The sequence below is a fragment of the Pseudoalteromonas sp. SR41-7 genome, from assembly GCF_014163935.1.
Lineage (GTDB): Bacteria > Pseudomonadota > Gammaproteobacteria > Enterobacterales > Alteromonadaceae > Pseudoalteromonas > Pseudoalteromonas distincta.
This window is the reverse complement of the sequence record NZ_JACJEF010000001.1, coordinates 515,800-535,128: the sequence shown is the minus strand read 5'-3', so window position 1 is coordinate 535,128 and position 19,329 is coordinate 515,800. Positions and strand designations below refer to the sequence as shown.

Sequence of the window (19,329 nt, the reverse complement as noted above, 5' to 3'; positions counted from 1 at the left end):
ATTTATTGGTCTATAGGGAAAATTTCAACGTGAGCTTGCTCGCGCATTTCTTGCTGCCAGTTAAAACTTTCTTCCTTAAATTTACGGTTAAACAACATGCCATGAGCACGGTTACGTTTAGCTAGTTCAGTTTTATCAGCTACACGTTTGCCAAGTAACTGCACAATATGCCAACCAAACTGTGTTCTAAACGGTTCGCTTATTTCATTTTCTTTAAGAGAAAGTAATGTATCTTTAAACGCAGGTACGTAGGTAGTTGGATCTGTCCAATCGTACTCGCCACCTTTAAGTGCAGAGCCAGGATCTTCTGAGTACTCTTTAGCAAGTTCACCAAAGTCGGCTGTTCCTGCGCGTAAGTCTTTTGCAAAGCCTGCAAGCATTGAGCGTGCTTTTTCTTCACTTAAAATAATTGAAGGTTTAATAAGTATATGGCGTGAACGTACTTCAGTTGTTTCTACAACTTGTAGACCACGAACGTCTTGTACTTTAATGATATGAAAACCAGCACCAGAGCGAAGTGGGCCAACAATAGCGCCTTTCTTTTGGCCTTTTACTGCTTCAGCAAAAAGCGATGGCATTTCGTTAATGCCCATGTAACCAAGTTGCCCACCTTCAAGTGCTTTTGAGCCGCTTGATGATGAAATAGCAATACGCTTAAATTCTTGGCCATCGTTTAATAGCTCAATAACTTTATCTGCACGTGTTTTTGCATCAGCAATTTCGTCAGCTGTCGCATCGTTAGGGATATCTATTAAAATATGACCAATGTCGTACTCTTCAGCACTTTGACCTTGGGTTTCCATAATTTTTAGAAGGTTATCAACTTCTTGTTCGCTAATATAAATACGACGATCAACGCTTGCACGTGTTACTTGCTGCGTTGTGATTTCTTTACGAATTTCTTCACGGTAAGCTTGAAAGCTTTCGCCCGAACCTTCGATAGTGCGGCGTAAGTCGGCGATTGTTCCGCCTTGCTCTTTTGCCATGTTAGCGAGAGTTTGATCGAGTTGGCTGTCTGAGATTTGTAACCCCATACGCTCAGCCATTTGCATCATAAGCGCTTGATTAACTAAACGCTCTACAGCTTGTACACGAAGTGTTTCATCTTTTGGTAATTGCTGGCCTTGTTCTTGTGCTTGCTTTTTAACACGATCAATTATGGTGTCTACTTCGCTTTTTAAAATTACGCCTTGGTTTACAACGCCAATAACTTTATCTATTTCTACTGGTGCAGCCATTACACTTTGACAAAGGCTGGCACTTAAAACTGCTGATGTTAATAATTTTTTTAAATTCATATTCTTTTTACTACTCTTGCTGATAGTACTCTAGTTACTAAGAAAATACGGTCTACGATAGCCAAAAATACCTTGTTGTAATAATTTTTGTGCATCATAACGGCTTTTACTGCCAAGTCCTTTTAATACAAAATTCAAACTAATACCTGAATCAAAAGTTGCTTGTTCTTGTCCTATTGACTGATTTAAATCAGTTTCAATTTGGCGATGGCCAGTAATTTGGATAGCCCAACAGCATGATTCATACTGTAATCCGCTCAATACTTCGATACTTCTGTTGTTTTCAAGATCTCGATGATAGCTCGCAATAAATTGCCATTCGTCGCTAATAGGAATACTTGTAAATACACCTGCTTGCTCGATTGTATTTCCTGAGACATCATTTGCATAGCGATGGTTCAATTGTACTAGCTGATTATTATCACCTTTATAATCAAGCGTTACATTTGACTGTACCATTTGCTTGCCATCTGTATCATATTGAATACCTCCAGCGAGGTACCAACGGCGGTGCCAATGTAACATGGTTTGAGCTGCAAATAGTGCATTATAATTAGTGTCTGAGTTTAAGCCTTGCTCTGTTGGCTTGGCATCGTCACTTAAATAAAATATTTGGCCCGCACTAAAGTTAAACACTTCTTCTTGTTTTTTATCAAATAAGCGCGTTGTCGCACCTAAAGTAAACTGATTAGCAGCTGCTATACGGTCAACACCCGAAAAGCGCACGTCTCTAAATAAACCATAATAATCATCTTGCAGTTTGGTTGTATCAAACAAGCCAATGTCTGACTGATCTTTATTAGGTGTATATAAATACTGAATTTGCGGCTCTAGTGTTTGTATACCATCTTCAAAAAAGTAAGATGCGTCACGCTCAAAATTAAGCTGAGAGTACAAACGTACTTTTGGGATAGTACGCGATACAGTATCGCTGTATTGCGTGCCGGTTAAGTTTCCGCTTTGCTTATAATTAGTTTGTAATAAGCTCACTTCAGATAAAAATGACCACGCATGCGTAGCGTAGTTGTAGCGTGCTTTTGGCTCTACGTGTACACGAGTTGCGCTGTCTATGGCCACTTCTGATGAATCATTAGTAAAATGGCTAATCTCGCCCGACACACTAAAGTCAAAATTATCAAAACGCCAAGGCGCTGTTTGCGTAAAATTAACTTGTGGTATTGCAGTGTATGACTCTAAGTGATCGCCGAGTACTTCAAAGTTTTGCACTTTAATATCAGTGCGCCATGTATCACCTAAATGGGTAAGTGAACCAGTACGATACAATTGAGTATCGGTTTTACTTGCGTAGTTTGAAGTTAAGTCGGTGATGTAGTTATCATCGCTCACATTGGTTACATCAACGTTTGCGCGCCAGTTTTCACCTAGGTAGCTTTGCTGTTGCCAATGAAACATGTAGCGTTCATTCAAATCAGGCTCAGAATCATCACTATCTAAGTATTCAATCCCTACTAAGCCTTCGTGTTGCTCTGTTAGGTATCTAAATTCTGTTTGTAACTGCAGCCCTTTGTTAGACATATAACGAGGCGTAATAGTGGCATCAAAATTAGGTGCAATATTTAAATAATAAGGCGTAATTGTTTCAAGGCCGTATTTGTCAGAGCTTGAAATAGTCGGGGTAAGTAATCCCGATTTACGGCGTTCATCTAGCGGGAATGTAAAATAGGGTAAATATAGAACTGGTGTATCTAAAATACGCAATACGGCGTTATATGTTTCGCCCCAGCCTTCTTCGCGTGAAAGGTTTATTTCGTCAGCTTCAATTTCCCATGCTGGGGTGTCACTTGGGCAAGTAGTAAAGCTTGCATTCATGAGTAATAGGCCAGACTGATTAACAGTGAGCTTTTCAGCGCCGCCTTTACCTTGTTGTTCGGTTAGGCTGTAGTCGGCGCCTAACAAACTGACTTCTGAATTATTTAAATCGGCATTTAATCCGGTGCTGTTTACTTTACTTACGTAGTCTTGATAAGTAATTGGCCCCGTTGCATTTAATAAACCACGCTGTTTGTCTATCAACGCAGTTTGTGCGGACAAACTCATCTTAAGGGTGTTAATATCAACATTGCCGGTAAATTCAGCGCTTTGAGTGCCAAGTAGCTCAACATCATCAGCTTGGATATCAACTTCACCAAGGTTAAGGCCTTCAAGTGGTTGCCAAGCTCTGGTTTGCATTGAAATGCCACAAAGGTTGTGTGCCAGTTCAGTTTCGGCAAGCGATGGTGCGCTAACTACGCTTAGCATCAATATGCCCCAGGTTTTGCTCATTTATCGACCTTAATACTTTGTGTTTAATATAATATACACATAATAAAGGAAAATAATGGCAATTACAGTAATTGACCTATAAAAATAGATATCTAATAAAATGACACGCTTTGAGAATTTACAACAATTTATAAACACACACCTTAATGCCAAGTCGCATACTTTAAACGCGATCACGGGGGATGCTAGCTTTCGCCGTTATTATCGTTTAAATCACGATAATAAACATTTAATAGTGATGGACTCAGATCCAAAAAAAGTGAATAACGAACCTTACATTTTGCTAAACCAGGTGTTTGTTGAGCAAGGTTTTTTACTTCCCACTATTATTGCAAGTGATGAGAAACAGGGCTTTTTTATCCTCAGTGATTTAGGCAGTACGCACCTAGCTGACATGCTTGATGATGCAAACCGCACCGAGCATTACCAAGCATTAATTAGTTTAAGTGCTCAGTGGGCAAAAACGCCCACAGCTTCTGCTATGCAAGCGTATAACGAAGATTTTATAAAGCTAGAGCTTGATATATTTAGCCAGTGGTTAGTAAGCGACTTTATTAATGAGCCACTCAGTGCCGAACAAAAAATAATGTGGCAAACAAGTTCAGAGCTATTAATAAAGGCCATGCTTGAGCAACCAACGGTTACCGTTCATCGTGATTACCATAGCCGTAATATTATGAATAGTGACGGCCAGTGGGCCATTATAGATTATCAAGATGCTGTACGCGGGCCGCTTTGCTACGATTTAGTATCGCTACTGCGCGATTGCTACTTTAAATTGCCAGAGCAAGAATTAACAAGTTTACTTGATTTTGCTTATCAAGAATTTACAGTTCAAAATTTACTGACTAACACTTCATTCGATGAGTTTAAATATTGGTTTGATTTAACCGGATTACAGCGCCACTTAAAGGCTGCGGGTATATTTTGTCGATTGTATTTACGCGATGGTAAAACAGGTTATTTAGATAATATTTTACCGACGCTTGATTACATTATTGAAGTAGCAGCAAATTACCCAGAGCTTAAAGCATTGAGTGAGTGGACAAAAAATACCATAGTGCCAAAAGTGACTGAAAAGTTAGCAAAGGAGCACTCATGAAAGCGATGATTTTAGCTGCAGGGCGCGGGCAAAGAATGATGCCGCTTACGCAAAATATGCCAAAGCCAATGTTAAAAGTGGCAGAAAAACCACTTATTGAGCACCATATAAATAACCTTAAAGCAGCCGGCATTACCGATATTGTAATAAACCTTGCGTGGCAGGGTGATAAAATTAAAGACTATTTTAAAGATGGCAGCCAATTTGGCGTAAATATACTTTATAGCCAAGAAGTTGAAGGTGGCCTTGAAACAGCCGGCGGTATTATTGAAGCGTTACCGTTGTTGGGCGACTCGTTCATTGTAATAAATGGCGATGTATACACCGACTACGATGTAAGTGCGCTAATGCAACTTCATTTACAACCCGGTGAGGCGCACATAGTGCTTATAGAAAATCCGCCACATAACCCAGATGGCGACTTTGCATTAAGCCATTTGTCGGCCGAGAGTCAAAAATATACCTTTTCGGGGATTGGCCGCTATCAGGCTGATTTTTTTAAAGGATTAACGCAAGGTATTCGCCCTTTAGGACCTATTTTACGTGAAAAGCTAAATGAACATTTAGTCTCTACTGAGCTCTATATAGGGCAATGGGATGACATTGGTACACCAGAGCGTTTAAACCAATTAAACACGCGCCTTGAGGCGTAACAACTCAATTTTTAAGAAGGCAGTATTATAGATGTGGGGAAAAATTCTCGGTTTTTGTTTTGGCTTTATGTTTGGCAAAATATTTGGTGCTATTTTAGGTTTATACCTAGGTCATTTATTTGATAAAAGCTTAAAAAATAACTTTGATAAAGCAGGCGGTTTTTCTAGCTTATTTAGTGGTGACGATGTTCACGAGCGCCAAGCTTTATTCTTTTCAAGTTGCTTTGCTGTCATGGGGCACATTGCAAAATCGAATGGCCGAGTGAGCGAAATACACATAAAAGCGGCTAACTTGTTCATGGACGAAATGGGCTTAAAGGGCGAAGAACGCCGCGAAGCACAACATGCATTTCAGTCAGGTAAAGAGAGCGACTTTTCACTTAAAGAAACCGTACACGATTTTAAAGAACGCTTTGCTAAACGAAACGATCTAATACAGTTGTTTTTAGAAATACAAATACAAATGGCGTTTTCTGACGGGGTATTAGCCGAACAAGAAAAGCAATTATTAGCAGAAGTAAGTAAACAGCTAGGCATTTCTAAAACACACTTTGCATTTGTATTAAAACGTTATCAAGCTGAGTTTAACTTTAGAAAGCAACAACAGCGCTTTAACCAGCAGCAACAAAGCCAAGGTCAAAGTAGTAGTTACCGTGAGGGTTCTGGCCATCATGTACCGCCAAATAATAATATGAATCGTGCGCAAGCATTGGCGTTATTAGGCTTAAATAGCGATGCAACGCAGCGTGATATAAAAGTAGCTTACCGTAAACTTATGTCGCAACATCATCCAGATAAATTAGTATCGCAAGGTTTACCAAAGCACATGATGGAATTGGCTGTTAAAAAGAGCCAAGATATTCAAGCCGCTTATGAGTATTTAAAAAAGTCGGCGTAAAAAACCGTCTATTTCTTTTGTTAGGCGTGCGTGTTGACCAGGTTGATCGCGCAGGCCAAACAATTGGCGTTGGCGGTAATCAAACTTTGCATTTCGCTCAACCCAGCGCTGACGATTTTTAAGGCTCATTAAAATGTCTGTGCTGTCATTTGCGTAGTAAATATCAAGCAAGGCGGGTGTAACAAGTGACGCTGTTTGGCTCAAACTTTCGTTACGCTTAGTATTAGGTAAGTAACTGCTTAAACTTATAAACGCATCTAGTTTCTCATCTGGAAAATCTGCATAGTACTCCAACAACACACCCGCACTTGTACCTTGTGCAATAACCACTATATTACTCGAATCTTCCATAGCGGTTTGATACAGCGCATTAAACCGAGAAATGAGATTTATTTTATAGTCATCAAGTATGTCGTCAGTTACTTTTTCAATTGCATTAACGTAATGAGGTTCTTCTTTTATTTTTGCAGGCTGTGATTGTGAGTTTGTTGCTGTGTCGGGTGATGCAGGTTCATCGGCTTTACTAGGCGCTGTATCTTCTTCGTTAGGCGTAGCTTTGGCCATTTTACTTGCTTGCCAATCAATGTCGGGCACTGTCATTGCGTAGGTGCTGTAGCCTAAATTATTAAGCTCTTTACGCAAGTAGCCCATACCTGAATTATTGGTAGGTGAAGAATGCCAGTCGGGTATAAGTATTACGATACCTCTAAAATTACTACTCATATATTCGCTGTAAAGGCTTAAAAATTCTGTTTCACCCGCTAATATTGGCTTTATTTCATCACTTGGAAGTAGTCGCTCAATGTCGCTATTTTCAATGCTTGATAAACTAGGTGGGGCAATATGTTCAGCCGCGCAGGCAGGGTTAGCTAAAAGTAGCGCACAGCTGAGCTGTATATAAAAAGCTGCCTTTAAAAACCGTGAAAATAGCATAACGCACCTAACTAATGACAATTAGTTAGGTATCGGCAAGGTTATCTAAAAGTTTAATAATTTACGAAGTATTTGCGCCGGTTAAAATTCTGGCTCAGCTTCAAAAGTAAGTACTTGCTCAGTTACGGGGTGCTTTAATTGCAGTATTTGTGCATGTAACTGTAAGCGAGGAGCCGCAGCAAGTGCCTCTTTATGGGCGTAAAGTCTATCACCTAAAATAGGATGACCAAGGCTTAACATATGCACACGTAGTTGATGCGAGCGACCAGTGATGGGGGTTAGTTCTACACGGGTTGCATCTTCTTCACGCTCAAGTATTTTAAAATGCGTAAGTGAAGGTTTACCTCTGTCGTGATCAACCATTTGTTTAGGGCGATTAGGCCAATCACAAATAAGGGGTAAATCTACTGATCCTGTTTCAGCTTCAAGGTGTCCGTATATACGTGCTATGTAACGTTTCGCTGTTTCGCGCTCTTGAAACTGCATACTTAAATGTCTGTGCGCTGCTTTATTCATGGCAAGGCACAGTATGCCAGAAGTCGCCATATCTAAGCGGTGCACTATTCTCGCTGTTGGAAAAACACGATTAACACGATTAATTAAGCTGTCGGCATGTTTAGGATCTTTACCTGGGACAGTTAATAACTCACTTGGTTTATTAACTATCAGTAAATCGTCATCCTGAAAAAGTATCGTTAAATACGGACTCATAGGGGGATTGTAGTTAACTAACACGGCCGACCTTAGTAATTTTGAAGGGCGCTATTTTAGTAGAGCAAGCCAACAGGCTCAAGTAAAAGTTTGGCTATATTGTTTTAGTTAGGGCGTGTTGAACGTTGGTGGTTGAATTTGCAGTAGTATGTTTGGTTTTTAGGCAAGGCAGAGCCTATGTAGTGTGGTTATTCCCCATAATTAGGCGATAACGCAGCATAAATGCCAAACATGCTCTGCCCTTTGGGTTCTTTCTAGGGGCGATTAACTCTTTGTTGCTCGATTTTTACTTAGCCCACTAGGTTACAAACCTCGCGCCGCGATTAAATCGCCCCTAGATTGAACAAATTTCAATCCACAAAGCTCAACACGCCCTAGTATATCCAAACTTAGGCTCCTTTAAAGCGCTTTTATAACTTAATTTCTTCGGGTGTTAATAATCGATATTCACCACTGGCCAAGTTTTCATCTAGGGTAATCCCCGCAATCTGCTCGCGATGTAACTCAACCACTTTGTTATCTACCGCGTAAAGCATACGCTTAACTTGATGATACTTACCTTCACTTATTGATAAACGCAGTCCGTAATTAGCAAGTCGCTCGGCAATAGCTGGGCGGGTTAAATCTTTTTCGTTATGCAGCATGACACCTGTACGTAATTGCTCAAGTGCTTCATCGGTAATCGGCTCTTGAGTTTCTACTAGGTAGGTTTTAAATTTATTGCTTTTAGGCGACGTAATTTTATGTGACCAATCGCCATCATTAGTAATAATAACTAACCCTGTGGTATCTATATCAAGGCGACCTGCTACGTGAAAGTCGCTCATATTTGGCTCATCAAGTAAGTCAAAAACAGTTTTATGAAGCTCGTCACTGTTGGCACATACATAGCCAACAGGTTTATTTAGCATGTAATAGCGCTTACCTAAAAATACCAAAGGCGTACCTTGGTGCAGTACTTCATCGTGCTGGGCTAGCTGAAAATTATGTGATGTGATTACTTCGCCATTAACGCTTACTTCTTTTCGCTTAATACTGGCGCGAGCTTGCGTGCGCGGTATTTCAGCTAAGTGGCTAATAAATTTATCTAAGCGGCAAGGGAATTTCATTTTGGTTCACATTTTTAGTCGGCTACAATGGGCGCGATTATAGCCGATAGTGAAATACCATGACAGTGCACAGCACACAAATTTTAAGCCTTTACCAAGCAAAAATAGACACAGGTGAACTGTGTTTTGATGCTGCGCAGCAAAATGCGGTGGAAGCTTTAAATACGCTAAGCGAGCAACTTCAAGCTCACACATCATGGTGGCAAAAAGCGCCCTTAATAAAAGGCATTTATTTATATGGACCCGTAGGGCGCGGTAAATCCATGTTAATGGATTTATTTTATAAAAACCTACCTATTGAGCAAAAGCAGCGACTGCATTTTCATCATTTTATAGCACAAGTGCATACCCAACTTTCGCAGCTACAAGGTCAAAAAAATCCACTCATTCTAATTGCAAAACAGTGGGCTAAAAATATTCGAGTACTGTGTTTTGACGAATTTTTTGTGAGCGACATTGGCGATGCCATGATTATGGTCAGATTGTTCAATGCGTTGTTTGAACAAGGTGTTGTGCTGGTGGCCACATCGAACGCAAAGCCAGAGCAGCTTTATTACAACGGCCTACAACGAGCGCGGTTTTTACCTACTATTGATTTAATTAATAACCATTGTCATATAATTAACGTGGCAGGGGAGGACGATCACCGCTTTAGATATGGTAAAAACAGCCGTCACTATTTTATTAATTTATCAAATCATGATTTTAAAAATGAGTTTTTAGCTTCGTATCCAGTAGTAACATGCAACAATACAATTACTGTGCATGGGCGCAATTTACCTTATTTATTAAGAGCCGATAATGCCTTGATGATTGATTTTATGGCGCTATGTTCAGGCCCACGCAGTGCTAACGATTATATGTATTTAGCAACGCAATTTAATGTGTTATATGTATCGAACGTGCCGCAAATGGGCGTTAAAGCAACGGGTAAAGTTATTGTTCACGGTATAGAAGATAGCTACCAACGCGAAAAACAAACGCTTGATGAGCACACATTTGACGACGAAGCACGGCGCTTCATTGCCTTAGTCGATGAATTTTACGATTGCCATAAGTTGCTAGTAATAAATGCGCAAACCGACATTGAACATTTATATAAAGGTAAAAAGTTGAGCTTTGAATATGCACGCACGCAATCACGCATAGTCGAAATGCAAAATTGGTAACGCTTTAATATATATTGTAAACGAGCTTGCTCACGCGAAAAGCGCAGCGCCTTCTCAACCTCTTTGTGAATAAATCACTTAAGATCTTATTGCACAAAGAGAAGCAAAAGAGGAGTAAATGAGAAGACATAAAACAATAGTAATTATGTATTTTTACTTCTCTAAAGCGCAGCGCCTTCTCAACCTCTTTGTGAATAAATCACTTAAGATCTTATTGCACAAAGAGAAGCAAAAGAGGAGTAAATGAGAAGACATAAAACAATAGTAATTATGTATTTTTACTTCTCTAAAGCGCAGCGCCCTCTAAACCTCTTTGTGAATAAATTACTTAAAACCTTATTGCACAAAGAGGGGTAAATGAGAAAACATCAAAGCATAGAAATTACGAGCTTTGCTCGTCACAGCCAGCAAGCTGTGCTTATACAAGTAAATTTAACCACGGCGTTAAACTTACCCTTCTTGGCGCACTATATTCTCAAGGGCGCGAATATTAGTAATTAAGTCCTGGCGTTGTGGGTTGGCTTGTAATGCTTTTCTAAGATGCTTTAGCGCGCTCGGGTAGTCTTTAGAATCAATTGCTATTTGCGATAATCCAAGCCACGCCGATAGTTGGTAATCAGGTAGAGCTTGTGCACGAACATACATAAGTTTAGCTTGGGTAAGTTGGCTCTTACTGCGATATATACTCGCTAAACTAAGTAGGGCATCACCTAAATTCGGGTTTATTTTAAGTGCGTTATTTAAGCTTTTAAGAGCACGTTTAGTATTACCTTGTTGCATAGCAATTTGTGCGTTGTATACAGAAAACTGCGCTTGTTCATCACGGGGTAGCTGCTTAGTTAATCTTTTTGCGCTGCCTATTAGCTCTTTAGCTAAATCCCATTTTTGTTGAGATACTAGCCAGCCTAAAGTTTGCATCGTGGTATTAATAACCTCAACTTTCTGCTGTTTAGTGGCGTGTTTTAAACCTTGCTTTAATAAACTCACTGCGCGTTCAGTGCTGCCTTCAGTTAAATGCAGCTGGGCTGCTAAAAGCTGGTTACTGGCATCTTTAGGGTTGAGTTTTAGGGCTACTTCAATAGCAGCAAGCGCTTGCTTTTTTTGATCAAGCTGTAATGCTATTTGTGCACGTTGCAGCCAAAGTTCAGCTTTATCAGGGCTTTTATTGAGTAATTCTTTTAATAATGCATTTGCCTGGCTTAAATCACCCGATTCAATTAACGCAAACAATAGACCTTGTTGATATTGGCTTGTTTCTGGCGCTAGCATAAGCGCTTGGCGGTAGGCCGCTACTGCGCTCCAAGGTTGGTTGTGCTGTACGTGTATATAAGCAAGTTGCGCATAACTTTGTGCATCAGCTTGGCCAAGTTCAATACTGTGAACTAGATGTGTTTGCGCTTTATCATACTTTGCTTGTTGCATGTATAAAAGGCTCAAACCTTGGTGAGCTTTTACTAAATCAGGTGATGCTTTTAAACACGCTAGGTAAGCTAGTTCAGCGTTATTAAAGTCTTTTGTTGAAAGCAGAACTTGTGCACGTAATAAGTTTAAAGCAGTGCTATCTTGGCTTATATCTCGGCCTTTAAATAGCGCCGCAACTTCACTGTAATTACCGGCTTGTAATAGTGGTTGTACTTGGCGAGCAAAACCGCGCTCGGTAGGCTCAATAAGAACCTCTGTAGGGCCTAGTAATTTATTATTTATAGCCAACTGCCATGTTGGATCGCTAGGCGATAACGTTACTTTTAGTGGCGCACTTTTTAATGTCGTACTAGCAGCGCTTGCATGCACGCTACTTACACCTAATAAAGGGAGTGAGCACATTAAAGTAGTGATAACTGCGCGAGTTAATGGTTTTAGCGTTTTAAATATATTCATATTTTTCATTTTAATAGGCTTAAGGTTTAAATTCGATTGGCCAAATAAAGCGAGCGCGTACGGTTTCACCTTCTTTTTTAGGTGCACTAAAGCGGCTTTGTTTAATAATTTTGTCGATAGCTGGTTTAAGTTCAGGGTATGGGTTTTGTACTACCTCAATTAAACTTAACTTGCCACTTTCATCAATAAATACATCGAGTTTTACAGTAAATACATCAACACCTCGGCGGGTTAAGCTTTTTGGTAAAACGGCCTTGACGGGAGTAAGTAAAGTGGGGAGACCATCGAGTTGATTTAAGCTAAATGCATCCCAATTTACACTCATTGATTGCCATTGTGGCGCGCTTACTTTTACGTTGGGTGTATCGGGTTTTACAATACTTAAATCACTCTTTATCTTAATTTTTACGGCTTGAATTGACGCGCCTGCACCTTCTACCGCTAAGCTTTGCATTGGCTCACTTGTTTGCTGTTGTGATATTGATGGAGGTGGCGGAGGTGGCAGTGCCACCATGGCAATCTCACGTACAACCACTTTGTCTTGTATATGGTGTTCAGCAAGTTGCCCAAGCCATAAAAGCAGTAATGCAGCACTAAGCACAATGAGGCTAAGGCCAAATGCAAACAGCGGATGGCGATTGTTTTTTGTTTTTTGAAGCGAGTTAATCGTGTGCATACTATTGCTTGGTCGCTAAGTTAACTTGCGCCGCGCCTGCCAGCTTTGCTTCGTCAATTACTTGAACAAGTAACTCAGTAGGTACTGTTTTATCAGCTTGAATAACCACAGGACGTTGTTGCTGTTTTAACATTTGCTCGACACTACTACGCACACCAGCAACACCAATTTGGCTGCCATCAAAAAATACTTGTTGGTTGTCGGTTATTGCTAAAAATATAACTTGCTGCTCAAGACGACTAGCCGATACGGCTTGTGGTTTATCAACCTTAACGCCGCTTTCGCGTACAAATACGGTTGTAACAATAAAAAATATTAGCAATATAAATACCACATCAAGTAGCGGCGACATATCGATATGTTGCCCCGCTTCTTGCTCTAGCTTGTGCTTTAAACGTGATTGCATAGTGTTACCCTAACTGCTTACTTAACGTATGTAATTTAGGATTACGCTGTGAATACGCTAAATACGCTTGCATTAACCACGCAGGAATAGCGCACACAAGACCCAATTGAGTTGTTAGTAATGCGTCACCAATGGCGTCACTCATTAACTCGTTATGGCCCAGCGCCATTACTTTAAATGTATCAAGCAAACCAACAATGGTGCCTAATAAACCAAGTAGCGGAAGCGCTGCAGTTAAAATAGAGCTAACTTCTTGCCAATAACCTTTGCGCTGCGCTTGGTATTGTTTAAGGTGCAGTAAGTCATGAAAAATCAGCTGGTATACAAATAAAGCGAGTAAAAGAATACACCAGCAAATAGGGTTACTAACGATTTTCTCAAACATTGGTTTCTCCTTTCTCTAGTTGACTTAGCTGTAATGCAAAGCCTTCTAGTTGGCTGTAATACGCTTTTGCTTTACGCGATAACAGTGCATTTAAAACGAGTGCAGGTATAGCAACAACTAAACCTAACTCGGTAGTTATAAGTGCTTGTGCAATACCGCCCGATACAACTTCTGGGTCGCCTGAGCCAAACAAGGTCATCATTTTAAATGTTTCGATCATGCCGCTAACAGTGCCTAATAACCCAAGTAGTGGGGCTACTGCTGCAGTAACGGCAATAGCGCCAATAAAGTTATCGAGTTTATGCTTATCATGAATTAACTGATTAAATAATTGATCGTCTCGTACTTGTCCTTTTTCGCTTTGCAGCGTTAAGTTAAATAGCTGCTGCTGCATGCCTGCAAATTCACTGCTATTTTCAGCTTTAAAAAGTTGCTGTAATTGCATTTGAGAGTGCATTTTAATTTTACTTAAACGTAGTAGCTGTGCGGCTTTTAATAGCGCAATGGTAAGTGCAAAGCAGGCAAATAAAATAATAGGGATAGCCCATAAACCGCCTTTTTCTAGGTGTTCAAGCGGACTTTCTTGTTGGGCTTGGCTAGTTACTAAGTGCGTTAAACTAGGATCAAAAGTAAGTAATGTAGAGCCTACACCGTTTTGCTTTAAAGTATTATCGAGTGGGTTGTCGTCACTTGTTGATTGTACTAACGCTACTTTTAATGCATTAGATTCATCATCTAAATTTAATAAACCCATAAGTTTAGGTGTTTGCGTACTAAACCATGCAACAGGCCCTACTTGAAGGGTATTAGCTTGGCTTAATTCGCCATTACTTAGCACAACCGATTGTTTTTTTAACTGTGGATAAAGTGCCTGCTCTTGATTATTAATTAGCGATACAACACGGCTTAATAACTCGTTTTGGCTATTAGCCGACTCGTTACTGCTAGCACTATTGCTGATATTTTGGCGTACAAAACGGCTAAGTAAGTTTAATTGATATTGCTGCTGCTGTTGCCAAGTGTCTAATCGGGTTTGTAACTGATCAAGGCTTAATGTGTTTTCGTCAGCTAGGCGGCGATTAACGGCTGCTTGTTCGCGTAATTTACTGAGCGATTGCTGCTTGGTAAAAATTTGCTTTGCAAGGATTGCTTGCTCTTTTGAAATGCTATTTTGAGTTTTATTTAGAGTACGCTGCGCTGTTTTAATATCACTTAAAATACTTTGCTTAGCATCATCACTGCTAGCTGCAAAAGATATGTTTGCACTAAAAAGTAAAACTGTGGCGCTAAATACTTTAATTATGCTGTTATTCGCCATTATTTAGCCCCTTGCTGGTTTTTATTTACATAACTTAATATAGGGAGTGTTACCCAATCAGCAGCGCGCTTTTTTTGCTGTACAGCAATACCCAGTGCAACTTGTTCTGCATTAATGCTTGAATCAAATTCCCACTGCCAACCTAAGTCACTTGGAAAACCAATACCTACATAACTTAAGTCTTCGCTTACAAACCATGCTTGAGCAGCACCTAAATAAAGCTGCTTAACCCATACTTCTTGCCCGTCAGGATGCTTAATAGCCATTTCGTGAATAGAAATACGTTGTTGAAAATCATTAAGTAGAGTCAGCATTTTTAGTGCTGTTTGTAATTTGTCAGTTGTACTGAGTTTTGAATCGCTTAAATCACCGGCGTTTTTCCAACTACTCAAAAGGGGCGGGGGGAGTTGCACTTGTAATGAAAGTAATTGCCCAGAAATATGTGCTAGTTGATCATTTAATTGCTGTTGATCATTTTCAAGTTCTGATTGCTGAGTTACAAGCTGTTCGCGTTTTTGGGCAAGCTCACTGGTGCTTTTTTTTCTACGCTGATTAAGCTCGCTAAGTTGCTGCTGCTCGGCATTAAGAAGCGTTAAGGTTTGCTCCATACTGCTTTTTTGTTCAAGCCAATGAGTATTTAATTCTGTGTTTTGATTTTCTATTTGTAGCCATTTATTAACGAGTTGTTCTAGCTCACTAACAGTGTCGGCTTTTACTGCCATAGTGCTACAAAGCGCGATAACTACGCTAATTGGTTTAATTAAGCTTCGCATTACTTAACAACAATCCTGAAAGTTACGACAAGCAATTACAAGGACGTAATTACTGTTAATTTTTAAGTGTGTATACAATATAGGAATTCACATAACAATGCAATTGATAACAGTTATCGTTTACATTGCTTTGTTTGAGTGGTAGGATTTCGCCGAAATTAAATATGTACCTTAAATTAACAATAGTTAAGTGCTTAATAAAAACTACGGAGTAACCATGAGTAAGCCATCGAATAAAGGAAATGCGTACGTGAAGCCAATTGCAGCGGTTGTTACAGCTACGCTTTCAACTTGGGCAAGTGCACAGGATGTTCAAGAACTATCGGTAACCAAAGCAGAAACTAAAACTGAGTCTAGTTATGTTGTAGAAAAATCAACGTCGCATAAATACACTCAACCGCTACTCGATACAGCTAAAACGGTAACAGTAATCAACCAAGCGGTAATGAAAGACAGAAACGTAGATAGCCTACGTGATGCTTTGCGTAATGTTTCAGGTATTTCTTTAGCAGCAGGTGAGGGTGGCTCACCTACTGGCGATAGCATGTCGATTCGTGGTTTTAGTGCAACAAATGATATTTTTGTTGATGGTATTCGCGATGTTGCAGGTTACACACGTGATATTTACAACATTGAAGCCGTTGAAGTTGCAAAAGGCCCAGGCTCTGCAGTTTCTGGTCGTGGCGCAACAGGTGGTAGTGTTAATTTAGAAAGTAAAAAGGCGAAGTTAGACAACTTTAACGACGTTTCGCTACGTTTAGGTACAGAAAACGATTACCGTGGTCGTTTTGATACTAACATTCAAGTAAACGACACAAGCGCACTACGTATTAATCTTCTTACTGATAAAGGTGATGTTGCAGGTCGCGACCATGTTGAAAACGAAACAAATGCTGTTGCGTTTGCATTTGCAACAGGGCTTGGTACAAACAGCCGTTTTGATTTAAACCTAGAGTATCAACGCCAAGACAATTTACCAGATTATGGTATTCCTTGGGTTTACAGTGATACGCCAGTAGCTGAACTTGCAGATAGTGCACGCTCACCTTCTCCTGTCGACTTTGATAACTTTTACGGTAATATTTACCGTGATTACGAAGATATTGAAGCCTACTCAACAACAGCTCGTTATGAGTATGATTTTTCTCAAAATACTACGTTACGTGTGCAAGGTCGTTTAGGTAAAGTTAAGCGTGAATCAGTAACAACTGCACCGCGTTATTTCTCGGTTACAACAGACACTGACATTACCTTTGCAGATGAAAAAACACGTGATACTGAAAATTCACTTGCTGCACTTCAAGTTGATTTAATTGGTAACTATGAATTTGCTGGCTTTACTCACGACGTAGTAGTGGGTGTTGAACTTGCAAATGAAACGTTTACACGCCATAACTTTGTTGCAACTACGCTTGATAACCTGATTGAAGATGGAATACGCAATGACTTATACAACCCTGATGCAACAATTGCATTTACGGGTGTGTACGGCCGTGACGGTACAAGCATTGAAGCTAAAGCTAAAAACCAAGCTATTTATGCATTTGATACAGTGACGCTTAACAAGCAATGGGAAGTTACAGGTGGAATTCGCTTTGATAGCTTCACTACGGATTATCACAACGATTACAATGATCCAAGCGCTTTAATTTCTACAAGTGACGACTTATTTAGCTGGAATGCAGCTGTAGTTTATAAACCTACAGAAAACGGCAGTGTATATTTAGGCGCGGGGAATTCATTTAATCCATCGGCTGAAAGCCTAACGGTATCTACGCGTTCAAATGCAGCTGATTTAGACGCAGAAGAAAGCCGCAGTTATGAATTAGGAACTAAATGGAGCCTAATGGATGGTCGCCTGCAAACTAATGCTGCACTTTTCCGTACTGAAAAAACCAATGCCCGTACTGATGACCCATTTGCAGATAGCTCAAGTGACGAAATACTCGGTGGTGAGCAGCGCGTTCAAGGTTTAGAGCTTTCAGCAACGGGCCTAATTACTAAAGAGTGGACTGTAATTGCTTCATACACTTACCAAGATAGCGAAGTAACAGAAGCATTAGGCGACGACGCAACTCAAGTTGGTAACGAGCTTGCGCGTACGCCTAAAAATAGCGCAAGTGTTTGGACTACGTACGATATGTCGGATAAGTTATCGTTTGGTTTAGGTGCGCAGTATGTAGGTGAGCGTTACAACGGCACTACGTCAACACGCTCTCGTGCGCCAGGTTATACTATTTTTGACCTGATGGTTGCGTATGACATATCAAAAGATTTGAGCCTGCAGCTTAATGGTGAAAACCTAGGTGATAAAGATTACGTTGATCAGTTAGGTGGTGGACACTTTGTACCAGGTGATGGTCGTAAGTTTAGTTTAACAGCGAGCTACTCTTTTTAATTTTAAAACAAATTAAAAAATAAAAGTAAGCATAAGGGCAGGCCTATTACCTGCCCTTAATTATTTGATGAAAATGTGAGAGGGCGCACATGATAGTTAAAATTCCAGAGCTATTAACGAAAGAAGAAGTGGCGTATTGCCATGAGGTTTTGCTTAAAGCACAGTGGGCCGATGGCAGTATTACCGCAGGCCATCAATCAACCAAAGCAAAAAATAACTTACAGCTACCTGAAAATAGTCCTGAATGCCAAGAGCTTGGCGATATTATTATGGCAGCACTTGCGCGTAGTAATTTGTTTATGTCGGCAGCGCTTCCTGCAAAAATTTTTCCTCCGTTATTTAATTGCTATCAAGGCGGGCAATCGTTTGGTGTGCATGTAGATAATGCAATTAGACAAGTGCCGGGTACGCCAGTAAAAATTCGTACAGATGTATCAATGACGTTATTTATTAATGACCCTGAAGACTATGAGGGCGGTGAACTTGTTATTGAAGACACTTATGGCTCACACAGTGTAAAGCTGCCCGCAGGCAGTATGGTGTTATACCCTTCAACGAGTTTACATCGTGTAATGCCTGTAACGAGTGGGCGCAGATTAGCCTCATTTTTTTGGCTGCAAAGCATGGTAAACAGCGACGAAAAACGTGGTTTGTTATTTGATTTAGATATGTCGATTCAAAGTTTGCGCAGCAAAGTAGAAGATAGCCCAGAGATTATTCAATTAACAGGTGTGTACCATAACTTACTAAGACAGTGGGCACAGACATAACGAAGATACTCGTTATTAAATACTGGATATAAGTATTTAAATATAAGTAATTAAAAGCTGCGCTTTTCGCGTGGTAAGCGCTACGCTTACAGCCAAAACTTAACGCTGTAGTTAAATTACCTGTAGACGCGCAGCTTGCTGGCGTGACGAGCGAAGCTCGTAATTTCTAGGTTTTGGTTTCTTCTCATTTATTCCTCTTTTACTTCTCTTTGTGCAATAAGGTTTTAAGTGATTTATTCACAAAGAGGCTAAGAGGTCGCTGCGCTTTAGAGAAGTAAAAATACATAATTACTATGTTTTATGTCTTCTCATTTACTCCTCTTTTACTTCTCTTTGTGCAATAAGATTTTAAGTGATTTATTCACTAAGAGGCTAAGAGGGCGCTGCGCTTTAGAGAAGCCAAAATACATAATTACTATTGTTTTATGTTTTCTCATTTGCTCCTCTTTTTCTTCTCTTTGTGCAATAAGGTTTTAAGTGATTTATTCACTAAGAGGCTAAGAGGGCGCTGCGCTTTAGAGAAGCCAAAATACATAATTACTATTGTTTTATGTCTTCTCATTTACTCC

At 40.0% G+C, this 19,329-nt stretch carries 17 protein-coding genes; 6 read left to right on the top strand and 11 right to left on the bottom strand.

Annotation, left to right across the window (positions count from 1 at the left end):
* Nucleotides 1-2: 2 nt before the first annotated feature.
* Together surA and lptD are read right to left on the bottom strand one after the other, a co-directional pair.
* Nucleotides 3-1,298: a peptidylprolyl isomerase SurA gene (gene surA, locus H5092_RS02515; RefSeq protein WP_002960833.1), complete on the bottom strand. Its 1,296-nt coding sequence runs from the start codon at nt 1,296-1,298 to the stop codon at nt 3-5.
* Between the two features lie 30 nt (nt 1,299-1,328).
* Entirely contained in the window at nt 1,329-3,581 is a 2,253-nt protein-coding gene (lptD, locus tag H5092_RS02510) for an LPS assembly protein LptD (protein WP_039485527.1), read from the bottom strand.
* Between the two features lie 100 nt (nt 3,582-3,681).
* Between lptD and H5092_RS02505 the strand changes: the two genes are divergently transcribed.
* From H5092_RS02505 to djlA, 3 genes are read left to right on the top strand one after another with little or no spacing between them, the layout of a single operon-like run.
* Nucleotides 3,682-4,683 carry an aminoglycoside phosphotransferase family protein gene (locus H5092_RS02505; protein ID WP_182732832.1) on the top strand — a complete coding sequence of 334 codons (1,002 nt, stop codon included), beginning with the start codon at nt 3,682-3,684 and terminating at the stop codon, nt 4,681-4,683.
* Nucleotides 4,680-5,336 carry an N-acetylmuramate alpha-1-phosphate uridylyltransferase MurU gene (gene murU, locus H5092_RS02500; protein ID WP_039485522.1) on the top strand — a complete coding sequence of 219 codons (657 nt, stop codon included), beginning with the start codon at nt 4,680-4,682 and terminating at the stop codon, nt 5,334-5,336. Before H5092_RS02505 ends, murU begins: the two co-directional genes overlap by 4 nt.
* A 31-nt stretch (nt 5,337-5,367) precedes the next feature.
* Nucleotides 5,368-6,234, top strand: coding sequence for a co-chaperone DjlA (djlA, locus tag H5092_RS02495; protein WP_002960826.1), 867 nt, complete (start codon nt 5,368-5,370; stop codon nt 6,232-6,234).
* On the opposite strand, the gene H5092_RS02490 is transcribed toward djlA, so the two are convergent.
* The 3 genes from H5092_RS02490 to rsuA all read right to left on the bottom strand — a co-directional run bounded on the left by H5092_RS02490 (nt 6,217) and on the right by rsuA (nt 8,987).
* On the bottom strand, nt 6,217-7,167 hold the full coding sequence (locus H5092_RS02490; RefSeq protein ID WP_182732831.1) for a DUF3530 family protein: 951 nt from the start codon (nt 7,165-7,167) through the stop codon (nt 6,217-6,219). The two genes, djlA and H5092_RS02490, sit on opposite strands and share 18 nt — an antisense overlap.
* Nucleotides 7,168-7,248: 81 nt before the next feature.
* Nucleotides 7,249-7,902: a bifunctional tRNA pseudouridine(32) synthase/23S rRNA pseudouridine(746) synthase RluA gene (gene rluA, locus H5092_RS02485; RefSeq protein WP_182732830.1), complete on the bottom strand. Its 654-nt coding sequence runs from the start codon at nt 7,900-7,902 to the stop codon at nt 7,249-7,251.
* Nucleotides 7,903-8,288: 386 nt separating this feature from the next.
* The gene (gene rsuA, locus H5092_RS02480; RefSeq protein ID WP_182732829.1) at nt 8,289-8,987 is read right to left on the bottom strand and encodes a 16S rRNA pseudouridine(516) synthase RsuA; all 699 of its coding nucleotides are present in this window, start codon (nt 8,985-8,987) and stop codon (nt 8,289-8,291) included.
* Nucleotides 8,988-9,046: 59 nt separating this feature from the next.
* Between rsuA and zapE the strand changes: the two genes are divergently transcribed.
* A complete protein-coding gene (gene zapE / locus H5092_RS02475) occupies nt 9,047-10,156 on the top strand; it encodes a cell division protein ZapE (RefSeq protein ID WP_182732828.1) in 1,110 nt (369 codons plus the stop codon).
* Between the two features lie 450 nt (nt 10,157-10,606).
* Here zapE and H5092_RS02470 read toward each other — a convergent pair whose 3' ends face one another.
* Genes H5092_RS02470 through H5092_RS02445 form a run of 6 tightly spaced genes read right to left on the bottom strand, consistent with a single transcriptional unit; the run spans nt 10,607 to nt 15,592 of the window.
* Entirely contained in the window at nt 10,607-12,034 is a 1,428-nt protein-coding gene (locus H5092_RS02470; protein WP_182732827.1) for a lipopolysaccharide assembly protein LapB, read from the bottom strand.
* A gap of 19 nt (nt 12,035-12,053) precedes the next feature.
* Nucleotides 12,054-12,710, bottom strand: coding sequence for an energy transducer TonB (locus tag H5092_RS02465; protein WP_154904278.1), 657 nt, complete (start codon nt 12,708-12,710; stop codon nt 12,054-12,056).
* Nucleotide 12,711: 1 nt separating this feature from the next.
* A complete protein-coding gene (locus tag H5092_RS02460; RefSeq protein ID WP_182732826.1) occupies nt 12,712-13,116 on the bottom strand; it encodes a biopolymer transporter ExbD in 405 nt (134 codons plus the stop codon).
* 4 nt (nt 13,117-13,120) lie between these two features.
* Nucleotides 13,121-13,501 (bottom strand): MotA/TolQ/ExbB proton channel family protein, encoded by a 381-nt coding sequence (locus H5092_RS02455; protein ID WP_002960812.1) that lies wholly within the window; start codon nt 13,499-13,501, stop codon nt 13,121-13,123.
* Nucleotides 13,494-14,819 carry a MotA/TolQ/ExbB proton channel family protein gene (locus tag H5092_RS02450; RefSeq protein ID WP_154904277.1) on the bottom strand — a complete coding sequence of 442 codons (1,326 nt, stop codon included), beginning with the start codon at nt 14,817-14,819 and terminating at the stop codon, nt 13,494-13,496. Before H5092_RS02450 ends, H5092_RS02455 begins: the two co-directional genes overlap by 8 nt.
* Entirely contained in the window at nt 14,819-15,592 is a 774-nt protein-coding gene (locus H5092_RS02445) for a DUF3450 family protein (RefSeq protein ID WP_154904276.1), read from the bottom strand. The genes H5092_RS02450 and H5092_RS02445 overlap by 1 nt, the downstream gene beginning before the upstream one ends.
* Before the next feature lie 217 nt (nt 15,593-15,809).
* On the opposite strand from H5092_RS02445, the gene H5092_RS02440 reads away from it, so the two are divergent.
* Nucleotides 15,810-17,990: a TonB-dependent siderophore receptor gene (locus H5092_RS02440; protein ID WP_182732825.1), complete on the top strand. Its 2,181-nt coding sequence runs from the start codon at nt 15,810-15,812 to the stop codon at nt 17,988-17,990.
* Nucleotides 17,991-18,079: 89 nt separating this feature from the next.
* The gene (locus H5092_RS02435) at nt 18,080-18,760 is read left to right on the top strand and encodes a Fe2+-dependent dioxygenase (protein WP_002960803.1); all 681 of its coding nucleotides are present in this window, start codon (nt 18,080-18,082) and stop codon (nt 18,758-18,760) included.
* The last annotated feature ends 569 nt before the right edge of the window (nt 18,761-19,329 follow it).

Bases quoted from the DNA above. Each gene is read 5' to 3' on its own strand.
- surA (WP_002960833.1), bottom strand. From the start codon at position 1,298: ATGAATTTAAAAAAATTATTAACATCAGCAGTTTTAAGTGCCAGCCTT.
- lptD (WP_039485527.1), bottom strand. From the start codon at position 3,581: ATGAGCAAAACCTGGGGCATATTGATGCTAAGCGTAGTTAGCGCACCA.
- H5092_RS02505 (WP_182732832.1), top strand. From the start codon at position 3,682: ATGACACGCTTTGAGAATTTACAACAATTTATAAACACACACCTTAAT.
- murU (WP_039485522.1), top strand. From the start codon at position 4,680: ATGAAAGCGATGATTTTAGCTGCAGGGCGCGGGCAAAGAATGATGCCG.
- djlA (WP_002960826.1), top strand. From the start codon at position 5,368: ATGTGGGGAAAAATTCTCGGTTTTTGTTTTGGCTTTATGTTTGGCAAA.
- H5092_RS02490 (WP_182732831.1), bottom strand. From the start codon at position 7,167: ATGCTATTTTCACGGTTTTTAAAGGCAGCTTTTTATATACAGCTCAGC.
- rsuA (WP_182732829.1), bottom strand. From the start codon at position 8,987: ATGAAATTCCCTTGCCGCTTAGATAAATTTATTAGCCACTTAGCTGAA.
- zapE (WP_182732828.1), top strand. From the start codon at position 9,047: ATGACAGTGCACAGCACACAAATTTTAAGCCTTTACCAAGCAAAAATA.
- H5092_RS02470 (WP_182732827.1), bottom strand. From the start codon at position 12,034: ATGAATATATTTAAAACGCTAAAACCATTAACTCGCGCAGTTATCACT.
- H5092_RS02465 (WP_154904278.1), bottom strand. From the start codon at position 12,710: ATGCACACGATTAACTCGCTTCAAAAAACAAAAAACAATCGCCATCCG.
- H5092_RS02460 (WP_182732826.1), bottom strand. From the start codon at position 13,116: ATGCAATCACGTTTAAAGCACAAGCTAGAGCAAGAAGCGGGGCAACAT.
- H5092_RS02455 (WP_002960812.1), bottom strand. From the start codon at position 13,501: ATGTTTGAGAAAATCGTTAGTAACCCTATTTGCTGGTGTATTCTTTTA.
- H5092_RS02450 (WP_154904277.1), bottom strand. From the start codon at position 14,819: ATGGCGAATAACAGCATAATTAAAGTATTTAGCGCCACAGTTTTACTT.
- H5092_RS02445 (WP_154904276.1), bottom strand. From the start codon at position 15,592: ATGCGAAGCTTAATTAAACCAATTAGCGTAGTTATCGCGCTTTGTAGC.
- H5092_RS02440 (WP_182732825.1), top strand. From the start codon at position 15,810: ATGAGTAAGCCATCGAATAAAGGAAATGCGTACGTGAAGCCAATTGCA.
- H5092_RS02435 (WP_002960803.1), top strand. From the start codon at position 18,080: ATGATAGTTAAAATTCCAGAGCTATTAACGAAAGAAGAAGTGGCGTAT.